General features: G+C 66.2%; 9 protein-coding genes. 2 read left to right on the plus strand and 7 right to left on the minus strand.

Translation table 11 applies throughout. The features are described 5' to 3' along the window. The gene (locus tag I1E95_RS07810; protein ID WP_197166719.1) at window positions 1-957 is read right to left on the minus strand and encodes a hypothetical protein; all 957 of its coding nucleotides are present in this window, start codon (window positions 955-957) and stop codon (window positions 1-3) included. Between the two features lie 144 nt (window positions 958-1,101). Here I1E95_RS07810 and I1E95_RS07815 point away from each other — a divergent pair, with 144 nt between their 5' ends. Then, window positions 1,102-2,022, plus strand: coding sequence for a hypothetical protein (locus I1E95_RS07815; protein ID WP_197166721.1), 921 nt, complete (start codon window positions 1,102-1,104; stop codon window positions 2,020-2,022). A 194-nt stretch (window positions 2,023-2,216) separates the two neighbouring features. Here the strand turns inward: I1E95_RS07815 and I1E95_RS07820 are convergent, their stop codons facing one another. From I1E95_RS07820 to I1E95_RS07830, 3 genes are read right to left on the minus strand one after another with little or no spacing between them, the layout of a single operon-like run. Then, a complete protein-coding gene (locus I1E95_RS07820; protein ID WP_197166723.1) occupies window positions 2,217-3,389 on the minus strand; it encodes a LysM peptidoglycan-binding domain-containing protein in 1,173 nt (390 codons plus the stop codon). 3 nt (window positions 3,390-3,392) lie between these two features. Continuing rightward, window positions 3,393-3,890, minus strand: coding sequence for a hypothetical protein (locus tag I1E95_RS07825; RefSeq protein WP_197166724.1), 498 nt, complete (start codon window positions 3,888-3,890; stop codon window positions 3,393-3,395). Window positions 3,891-3,909: 19 nt separating this feature from the next. Further along, complete coding sequence (locus tag I1E95_RS07830; protein ID WP_197166725.1) at window positions 3,910-5,484, minus strand: DUF4055 domain-containing protein; 1,575 nt, start codon at window positions 5,482-5,484, stop codon at window positions 3,910-3,912. 657 nt (window positions 5,485-6,141) lie between these two features. Here I1E95_RS07830 and I1E95_RS07835 point away from each other — a divergent pair. Continuing rightward, window positions 6,142-6,537, plus strand: coding sequence for a hypothetical protein (locus I1E95_RS07835; protein ID WP_197166726.1), 396 nt, complete (start codon window positions 6,142-6,144; stop codon window positions 6,535-6,537). Window positions 6,538-6,647: 110 nt separating this feature from the next. Here I1E95_RS07835 and I1E95_RS07840 read toward each other — a convergent pair whose 3' ends face one another. From I1E95_RS07840 to I1E95_RS07850, 3 genes are read right to left on the minus strand one after another with little or no spacing between them, the layout of a single operon-like run. Then, window positions 6,648-7,349, minus strand: coding sequence for a sigma-70 family RNA polymerase sigma factor (locus I1E95_RS07840; protein WP_197166727.1), 702 nt, complete (start codon window positions 7,347-7,349; stop codon window positions 6,648-6,650). Beyond that, on the minus strand, window positions 7,346-8,977 hold the full coding sequence (locus I1E95_RS07845) for a terminase (protein WP_197166728.1): 1,632 nt from the start codon (window positions 8,975-8,977) through the stop codon (window positions 7,346-7,348). The genes I1E95_RS07840 and I1E95_RS07845 overlap by 4 nt, the downstream gene beginning before the upstream one ends. Continuing rightward, complete coding sequence (locus I1E95_RS07850; protein ID WP_197166729.1) at window positions 8,974-9,495, minus strand: hypothetical protein; 522 nt, start codon at window positions 9,493-9,495, stop codon at window positions 8,974-8,976. The genes I1E95_RS07845 and I1E95_RS07850 overlap by 4 nt, the downstream gene beginning before the upstream one ends. Window position 9,496 lies beyond the last annotated feature (1 nt).

Here is a 9,496-nt window from a genome sequence, read left to right on the forward strand (position 1 = left end):
TCAGCGCCGCGGTGCAGCCGCCCTGGGCGTGGTGCCCTTGACGGCCTCCAGATAGAGCTCGGCCGTACTCAGGGTCTGCAGATTCACCGCGCCGCCGTGCTCATGGCCCGTTTCAGGCACAGCAGCCGAATAGAGGCCGCTGCGCTGCTGGAACAGGAAGCTGTACACCGGGTGGCGGCGCAGCTCCTCCATGTAGTCGCCATCGCTCAGGGCCACCCCGTCGGCGGTGAGGGGCTGGCCCTTGCCGTCCACCGGCAGCAGCCGCTCGCGGCCATCCACATCCGCCAGCTGGAAGTGGCCGCCGCACAGCGTCACGAAAGTGTCAAAGAAGGTGCCCCGTTCGTCGCCACCCACGCGGCCCTCGGCCTCGGAGAACAGGCGCTCCATCAAGCGCTCCTTGCGCAGATTCTGCACCTGAGAGCGGGCCTCGTCCCGTTCCTTTTCAACGCTGCGCACGCGACGCAGGTTGGCCTCGTTGAGCTGGCGCTCGCGCTCGCCCACCTGGCGCTCGAACTCCTCGCGCTTGCGTTCGGCGTCCTGCAGGCGGGCGTATTCGTCCGGGTTGATCTCCGAGAACCGCGACAGCTGGGCACGGGCCTTGCGCAGTTCTTTCTCGAGCTGGTTGCTGCGGCGCCGTTCAGCCCGCAGGGGATCAGCATTGCTGGAAGCGGCTGCAGGGGGGTCGTCGTTGTCGCCGCTGGCGCTGCTCGAGTCCTGGGGAGGAACAGCATCAAAGCTGTCGTCACCTGTGCCGACGTCGTGGCCGCCGGCCTCGTCGTCGCCCTCATCGAGGGGGTCGAGTTCAGCAGCTAGTGGAGCTAAGGAACCAGCAGGTCCCTGGTTGGGTTGCTGCTGCTGCTGGCGGTAGGTCTGCCACGGAGCAGAAGAGGCCAGGGGAGCTGGAGCAGCGCCGCTGTTGGCGCCATAGGAATCAGAGGAGAAGAAGGAGGAGGACATCACCCATCACGGCTGTGGTGTTGCGGGCGCCCCGTCCGGGCTGCGCTCGCTTTCCCTGTTGCCAGCAGCCGATCCCACTGCTGGCTAGCAACGCCAGGGGGCGTGCCGGTCCGCGTCAAGATGGAAAGCCCTGGTGCCTGGGCCATGGCAGATATCACCGCCGTTACTGGTGCCGGCCTGGCCGCAGGAGCCGCCGCCGCTGCCAAGGTCCGAAAGGGTCTGGATCGCACCACCAAAGTCCTGGCGGTGGCTGCCGGCACGGTTGCGGCTTCGCTCAGCGAGCTCAACAACTTCGGGGTTGACCCCCAGCTCATCAGCCGCATCACATCTGCGGCCTCCAATCACAGCGTGGCTGCAGCAGATCTGCTGGCCAAGCTGCCCGGGGAACTGGAGCACTACGGCACCGCAGCGGTTGATGGCTTCCTCAAGGGGGGCGATGCCCTCGGCAAGCACTGGTCCCACATCGAAAGCCGTTTCAACTCCCCCCACCTGGCCGCCGATGCGGCCAATGGCATCTGGGAGGACGGCTCGGTCAACATTAGCCGCGGCTCCAGCGACATGAGCTGGCTGGAGCGACTCCGGGCCAGCACGGACAACCACCTCGATGGACTGATCGCCGCAGCTCAGACCCCTGAGTTCTGGCAGCGCACCCTCGGCAATGCCGTGGAGGCCAGTGCCTATTCAGCAGCGATCACCGCGGTGGATCAACTGCTGGTGCACCGCGACCTGTTGCTCAACGGCACAGCCGATGAACGCAAAGAGAGGCTCTTGCAGATCCTGCAGACCAGCGGCTTGATGGCTGCGGGAGCGCTGCCTGTCTCGGTGTTTCTGGCAGTGGCACTGATGCTCGTGCCTGGCCTGGCGGTGGTAATGGGTCCGCTGGGGGTGATCGGCAGTGCCGGACTCGGGTTGAGGCTGATCACCTCTGCCGTGCGTCATCCCAGCCAGCAGGAGCGGAAGGCGGTCCAGCAGTTGCAGGGCTTCCTGCAGGAGCTGGCCTATGCCCAGCAGCGCGATAGCGACGGCAATCTGACCATCACCGTGCAGGCCCAGCCGGCGAGCTGATCGGCTGAGACTTCTCGGGATCAGGATTGTGGCTCCCTTACCCGGCCCTGGTGGCCGGGCTGTCATCGAGCGTCGGGCTGCTGCTTGCATTGGCCGTGGCCAGGGCCAGCTGGTGGCACAGCTCCTCGACCGTGACTTCCATGCCTACGTGGAGCATCTGGACTTGGAGGCGGCTTGAGCCGCTGGGCTCTCCATCAGCCCGCCGGATCCGGCAGCTCATCCAGTACAGGCGCCGAGCGCCGGGCCGGCAGGTAGATCCATTCCCCCGCCGGCAGTTGGGTGGAGGGCAGATAACCCGGCACCAGCAGTTGCATCCCGGCCGGGATCGGCGTGGTGGAGCGGTAGAGGGGCAACAGCAGGGTGGTGCCTGCCGGCAGGGGTTCCTCGCTGGGCCAGCTGCTCAGCTCCGAGTTGAACTGACGCAGCAGGGAGAGGCTGAGGTTCTGCTCGGCCGCCACGCTGCTGAGCGTGTCGCCTTCCACGCTGATGTAAGTCTCGCTCTGCTGCACCACCGGGTTGAGGCTGCGCAGCTTGCTTTCCGTGGTGCCGTGCCGGCCGGCCAGCACCGCCAGGGAGTCGCCCTCGACAGCGGTGATCGTCTGGGTGCTCTCCAGCTGGGGGTTGATCCGCCGCAAGGTGGCCACGGTGGTGCTGTAGCGCTCGGCGATCAGGTTCAAGGTGTCGCCATCGCGCAGCACCAAGACGCTGTGGGGTCTGAGCACCAGCTGGATCGCTTCCCCCAGCAGCGGCTGAACCAGCAGGCCGATGCCGCCGGGGCCGTAATCCGCCCCGAAGTGCATCACCTGACAGCCGGCGAACTGGGCCCGCCCGCCACTGGGCAGGCCGCCCTGGGGCGAGAGCTGGGCCAGGTCCCCGAGCCACATCACCCCCTGGCAAGGGGCCTGCACCGTGCCCAGCAGCGACGGATCCCAGGGCAGCGGCGCCTCGTCGCGGCAGCCCGGTGTGCCCCAATTCAGTTCAGCAGCCAGCCAGTCGAAGGTGTTGCTGGTGCTCACCGGCAGGATCGCCGCCCGGCAGAGGTAGCCCCGCAGGAGCACATCGCCCGGGTCGGTGAGAGCGGTGTCGTTGTAGCCGCTGACGATGCCGCTCTGCTCGAGGAAGCAGTCGATCACGTGCCGGCGAATCGGAATGGGGTTGCGGCTCTCGGGCCGGTCCACTTCAAACAGGCAGAGGCGGGCATTGGCGTAGGGCTGCAGCGCCAGCCAGAGAGGCGCGGCCGCCGCCGACTGGGCCAGCCGGCTGTCGATCGCCGGGGTGGCTGCAGGAAGAGACACCAGCTGGCCCCAGAGCGGCGCACCCCGCAGGGGGTTGAGGCCCTGGTTCAGCGGTGAGAGGGGCTTCTCCATCGCTCAGCCCCGCACCAGTGCTCCCTGGAAGGGATCCGGGTTGCACTGGCGCCAGTTCTGCAGCCTTGGCAGCAGCAGCGCCAGCTGGCCGATGTGCTGGCTGCGCTGCTTCCCCAGCACCACCGCCGGCGAGGGGCCCGCAGGATTCCACTCGCTCTCGGTTTCCTCCAGCAGCAGCTCGGTGGCGTACTCCACCACCGCCAACTTGCTCAGCGGCAGCGGGTTGGGTACGACGCCACCAGCCACGCCCTTACGGCTGCTGCGGATCGGAGCGTTGAGATCGTCCGGCGTCAGTGCCGCTAGCCGCTGGTCCAGTTCGGCAATGGCATCGAGGTGACGCTGAGCTGTGCAGACACCCGTGGGGTATTCGGTCTGCAGCTGGGCCATCTCCCTATTCAGTGCCGACAGGGCCGCACTGGTGACGGGGATGGACAGGGCGATGCGCAGCGCCTCGCTGTCGCCGGGCCGCCAGCTGCAGGTGGGTGGAGAGGGCTGGGTCATGTCCTCTCTTGCCAGCAGCTCACTCGCCAGGGATCGCCAGCCCCAACTGCTTCCGCAACTCCGCCGCGTCGATCACCCCCCGCTCATGCAGCACCAGCCACTCCTGCACCGAGGGCTCGGGTTTGCACGCTGGCTGCGGCGGCACCAGTGGGCAGATCTCCACCGTGCAGACCTCGGCACCTGTGAGCTTCTCGCCGGTGAGCCGGGTCCACTGCTGCAGCAGGGTGCTGAGCATCGAACGTTTCTGACCCGCCAACGACTGCAGCACCGCAAAGCTCTGGCCGGCAGTGAGCGAAATCTCCAGCTCGGTGCGGGCCGGGCCGTGGCCGCCTGCAGGGATCAGGGCGTCACGCCGCATCGCCTCCTCCAGCTGCAGCAGGTAGCCGCGGTGCTCCGCCAGTGAGCGGGCTTCTATTTCGACCCACTGGAACTTGGCTCCCTCGGGCAGATCCATGAAGGAGGAGGTGGAGAGCACCAGCCGCTGCGGACGCTGACCTTCTGCGCCGGTCCCTGCAGCAGAGCCGAGGGCGCCGTCACTGCGCCGGAAGCCGTAGGCATCCACCAGCCCTGTGCGCACGCCCACCGGCAGGGCCGTGCGGGAGAGGAGGTCTTCGTAGTCGCTGCGGCAGCGGTAGTGGTTGAGGTACTGATGGGCCAGGCCCAGGTGGGGCAGATCGCCCTCGCCAAAGGCGGTGCCATCCACCGAGTACCAAAGGGCCGGCAGGTCAAAGCGCTGGGGCAGCAGCGAAGGCTCACCCACAGGCACCACGTCGTAGCCATCGACAGCGCCGGGGTTGGGGTTGGCCTGCCAGCTGCGCAGCACCAGGCCGTCATCCGTCACCGAGAGGCTGCGGTACAGCCAGGCCGCCGGATCCGGTACCAGCCCGCCGTGGGCGTCGAGCACCACCATGGGCACCGCTGCATTGCCACTGGCGAACCGGGGAGGCAGGGCCTGGCGGCGCGGTTCGCGCCAGACGATCTCCACCGGCCCCGATGCCGGGGCACCGGTGGCGCCGTCGGTGGGCAGGCGCCAGTTGAGCAGGTCTCCCCGGGGCACCAGCTGCAACCGCGGCAACGAGAGCCGGTCGCCCTTGGCCAGGGCTTCCAGTCGATCCCCTTCTGAGGGCCAGCGGTGCTGGGGCGGCAGCTGCAGGATCAGGCAGCCGCCATCCCGCAGGGTGAGCAGGTCGGCCAGGAACAGGAACACCCCCAGGTCAGTTCCCTGGCCGTCCACATCGGTGGCCACCCGGCTGAGGGAATCAGGCAGCTGCTGCCAGGCCAGCCGCGACAGCATCCCGGCGTAGGTGCGCAGGGCGTCGCGGTAGAAGCCGGTGGGCCGAGCCGCTTCCAGGCGCTTGAGGTAGCAGGACTCGGGCTCCTCGATGCCGCGGGGCAGATACACCGGCCGGCGGCTGGTGCCGTCAGGGAGCTCCAGCAGGGTCCAGCAGTCGTAGACCAACTGCAAGCGGTCACTCAGGCCGCTGAGGGTTGGGTGCTCCAGCCAGGGGGGCTGAGCTGGGGCGTGGGGCTGCGTCTCTTGTGGGGAGGAGGGGCTGCGGGGGGTAGTTGTCCTGCGTCGGCGGGTGGTGGGCACTGGCTGCTGCTTGTGGCCACATCTCTTGCCAGTGGCAGCAATGAACGGCAGGAAGGACCATGCAGGATCGGCATGGATTCGGTCAAGGCGTCAGAACAAGCAGGGTGATCAGAGCAGGGCTTTGCGTTCTTATGTGGGTCCGGTGAAGATCCACGCGAGATGAGCTCCCGGGACAGGATTGACTGCCGTGCAGCCGGCCTAAGCTTCTACTTTTGATGGCTACGCGTTCTTATGTGGATCACGAAGCGGCGGGCTATTTCTTGGTAAAGGCCCGCTCATTTAGTATTAGATAGCGAACTCAAAGCACTTTAGGCCACAATTCCTAAGCACATGTCAAATTCGACGCCTCTCGCGGATTTTCTTGACGACCCAAAGAACTCAACCTCGCGTGAGCGCCTGCTCGCTCATCGACTGATCTATGAGTTAAAGCTTGCATCCGCGCGCGCTGGCGTCGATCTCCGAGTCTACGAACCCGATGTTGACCGAGATGGCTTTGACCTAGTTCTAGAATCTGAGGACGCGCTTCGCAAGGTTCAAACTAAGGTTGTGCAGCAGGATGCAACTACTAATTCTTGGTGCATTCACAAGGGATTTCTGCGACCGGACCCGTGGTTTTCTGAGCATCACGGACTGCATCCTACGGTCGCTGGGGCCGGAATGAACGGTGCGATTCTAGTGATGGACTTGGCATATCCTCACGATGAATTGCAGGTGACATACCGGTACTTCGACATGTTTGTCCTTACGGCGCGCGAACTCGCGCTGGCTCCATCTGGAGCCGCGAATGAGAAGAAGATCCTTCCATTCCTCAGCGAGCTCTCCGCAGATCCGCTTCGCGGCCGGATCTCTGTGCCTTCTTGGATGTTTGTGCGTGTGAAAGACACTGACGCACTGCTTTCACTTCTGGGGATGTACTCACTCAGAGGCACGCATTGGCAGCATATATTGAGGAATGCCGCAGCCTCCTATCGGGGCTTGCCCGACGCCCAGGGCGAGTATCAGGGATGGCATCGAGCAGCTGAGGAGGAAATCGCCTCATTGACCTTGTTGTGAGCCCTTGTTCGCAGCTGTCTAGCTTGCCGTTGCAGCTGAAGGAGTGATCAGGGACGTGTAACGAGCATTCAGGCTTCCTCGAAGGCCGCTCCGCAGCTAAACTTAGGTATTCACTGAAGTGGAAAAGCAACTACCCGGAGTGAGCACGCATCGACGATCTGAACCCACCGCTCGCAAGTAATCCCTAGTCTCTCCATCATCTCTCCCGCTCCGACTCCGGAAGTGAGCAACCGCTGCCCCCGCGCATGAATCTCCCGCCATGTCGGCGGCACCTTCAGCAAAAATCCGTTGTCTCGCAGAAAGTGCGTGATCTCCCCATTGGCATAGGTGCGCCCGTAGGGCCGAAATGGACCCCGTGAGGGGTCGTAGCGGCGGGCCGCCTTGATCAGCCCGATCATCGCCAGCTGCAGCAGGTCCTCCTTGGGGTGAACAGTGCGCCGAGCGAAGTTGCCGGCGATCTTCTCCGCCAGGTCCATGTGCTCCAGCGCCAGGGCATCAGCAGCGGCATGGGGCCGTACAGCTCGCTGCCGCCGGTGCCTGCAACGCATCTGCTGCTTTCCCTGAGCTCTGGGTGGGTGATGCCCCGGCGTCTGCAGGTTGATCTCCAGCTGCTGTGCCCGGGCATGGCATGCCGGCTGCCGGTGACGCCGTTGGTTGAGCATTTGAGCCACACCTGCGGCATCACCCACCAGTACAACTGTCATCGGGAGCTCCAGCTGCACAGCAGCCGGAGTCAGCACGGCAGAGGGTGGGCTCTCCACCAGGGATGGCGTGGAATCTTCCCGCACCGCGGACACCAGCGGCTTGCTCATCGGCTCACCAGCAGTGGCGTCACCACCGGCTGGATGCCCTGGGCCTTCCAGTAGCGGCCCTCCAGCCACAGGGCGCCGTGGCAGAAGGCATCCACCAAGTCCTTGCTGCCCTTGGGGAAGCGGATCGCTTCTTCCACCAGCGGCTGGGCGCGGTGGTGAAAGCGGATTTGACCTGCTTCCACCAAGGGGGCGACGGCATGGGCGCGGGTTTCCTTGCTGCCGCGGGCCGTGATCGGCAACATTCCCGGCACGCGGCGCCGGAGCGTCTGCAGCACCGCCGGGCCGTTGGCGGCGTCCTCGATCAGCACGGCATGGGGGCGCAGACCCTGCTGCTCCAGCGCCTCCAGGCAGCCCAGTAGGAAGCGGATCACCTCCGGCAGGCCAAAGCGGTGCCGTGTGGCCCACAGCACCTCGATCTCCAACGCCTGCGGGTTCTGGTGCCCCTGTGGTTCACCCGATTGGGGGATGCCATTCCGGGCTGGTGGTGCCAACAGCCCGGCCAGGCAGAAGCCGCAGTAGTCGCTCTCCGCCTCCCCCTTGAAGCTCAGGTCACAAGAGAGAGCCAGCAGGGCGTACGGGCGCTGGCTGCCGTCCTCGCGAGGGAAGGACGGCCGGATCCACTCGCGCAGGAAGATCGATCCGCTCGCCGGGCTGGGCCGCTGCTGATAGAGCGCCGCCCACCAGTAGGCACCGAGGCGGGCGCGGATCTTGAGCAGTTCCGGCAGGGGGAACCTCTCCGGGCAAAGCGCCTCGCCCGCCTGTCGCCAGTCGGGGATCAGGGTGCAGCTGGGCGGCAGCTTGGGCCGTTCGGCCGGGTCCTCGGCGATCGCGGGCAGATCAAGCACGGTCCACTGCTGCGGCGCCTCGCCGAGCTCCTGCTCGTACAACCAGCCGATCACGTCCTGGTGGTCCCAGCGGGTGAGCACCACCACCTGGGCCGAGAGATTCGGCTGCTCCCTGCCGTCCGGTCCCAGCACCGAGGCCGGTTCGGCGCGGGTGAGCCACACCGAGCGCAGCCAGTCGATCAGCTTCTGGCGCAGCGCAGGGCTGGCCGCATCACCGGGGCCCTTGTAGGGGTCGTCGATGATCCCCAAGCTGTAGCCCTTGCCCGTGAACGGGCCATCCACACCAGCAGCAATGCAGCCACCGCGCTGGCGGGTCAGCCAGTTGCCCACAGCAGACGAGTCGCGGGCCAGCAGGTGGCCCGTCACCCGGTAAAAGTGGCGCGCTTCTCTGGAGTGGGCGTAGGCCAGCTCAGCTGAGTACGAGGCGATCGCCGAGAAGAGGTGCGGGTAGCGCTGCAGGAAGTAGGCCGGGAACAGCTTGGACACCAGGAGGCTTTTCCCGAGCCGGGGCGGACAGGTGACGATCAAGCGGCTCAGCTGGCCATCGGCGACGGCCTGGAGCAGCTCGATCAGTTGCTCGGCCCAGCGGTGGAAGCCGTAGCGGGGGTAGGCCTCGGCAATGAAGCTACGCAGGCTCTGGGGCTCTGCTGGCTCGGCTGCCATGGCCATGGGGAGGTGCAGCAGGCCGCTGTCACCCCAGGGGTCGAGCGCAGGCAGCAGCAGACCGCCGCTGTCTGCGGCAGGACGCTGCACAAGGGCCGTAGGTGAAGGAGCGCAGGTCATGCCCGTGGCTCCGGCGGCTTGATTGGCGCGCGTAGCAGCCCTCCGATCTCGGCGATCACCCGGAAGGCGCCGACGGCTGCCGAAAACTGCTCGGCGTCCATGGCCCGGCGGGCGCACTCATTGAGGGCAAAAATCTGCTCGGCCTGGTGGCGGCGCCGGTCGGTGATCAGCTCCTCCACCATCCGCTCGCGGGCGAGGTCGAGGTAGCGATTGATCGTTTTGATGTTGTTCACCCCCCAGCTCTCGCCCGCTTTCGCCCTGATTTCCACCAAAGGAAGCCGCTGCGCGATCCAGAGCTGCGCTTCTGCAATGCGCCGCTCCACCTCCCCGGCAGTGGCCCTGGGGGTCTGGGCGTGATGGGGTGAACGCCGTGGCGGGTTGGTCTGGCTGATCGGCCGGCTCGGGTCCACCGCCACCGGTTCCCACACCGCTTCTCCATCGGAGTCCTGCTCAGCCGGTGCGAAGCGCAGCTCCTCTACCGGATCAGCAGCGGCCTGGTTGGGAGCGCGCAGCGACATC

Origin of the sequence: Synechococcus sp. CBW1107 (assembly GCF_015841355.1) — a bacterium.
GTDB lineage: Bacteria > Cyanobacteriota > Cyanobacteriia > PCC-6307 > Cyanobiaceae > Regnicoccus_A.

Excerpts from the sequence above, each read along its gene's own strand:
- I1E95_RS07810 (WP_197166719.1), bottom strand. The coding sequence starts at position 957 with ATGTCCTCCTCCTTCTTCTCCTCTGATTCCTATGGCGCCAACAGCGGC.
- I1E95_RS07815 (WP_197166721.1), top strand. The coding sequence starts at position 1,102 with ATGGCAGATATCACCGCCGTTACTGGTGCCGGCCTGGCCGCAGGAGCC.
- I1E95_RS07820 (WP_197166723.1), bottom strand. The coding sequence starts at position 3,389 with ATGGAGAAGCCCCTCTCACCGCTGAACCAGGGCCTCAACCCCCTGCGG.
- I1E95_RS07835 (WP_197166726.1), top strand. The coding sequence starts at position 6,142 with ATGAACGGTGCGATTCTAGTGATGGACTTGGCATATCCTCACGATGAA.
- I1E95_RS07845 (WP_197166728.1), bottom strand. The coding sequence starts at position 8,977 with ATGACCTGCGCTCCTTCACCTACGGCCCTTGTGCAGCGTCCTGCCGCA.
- I1E95_RS07840 (WP_197166727.1), bottom strand. The coding sequence starts at position 7,349 with ATGAGCAAGCCGCTGGTGTCCGCGGTGCGGGAAGATTCCACGCCATCC.
- I1E95_RS07850 (WP_197166729.1), bottom strand. The coding sequence starts at position 9,495 with ATGTCGCTGCGCGCTCCCAACCAGGCCGCTGCTGATCCGGTAGAGGAG.
- I1E95_RS07825 (WP_197166724.1), bottom strand. The coding sequence starts at position 3,890 with ATGACCCAGCCCTCTCCACCCACCTGCAGCTGGCGGCCCGGCGACAGC.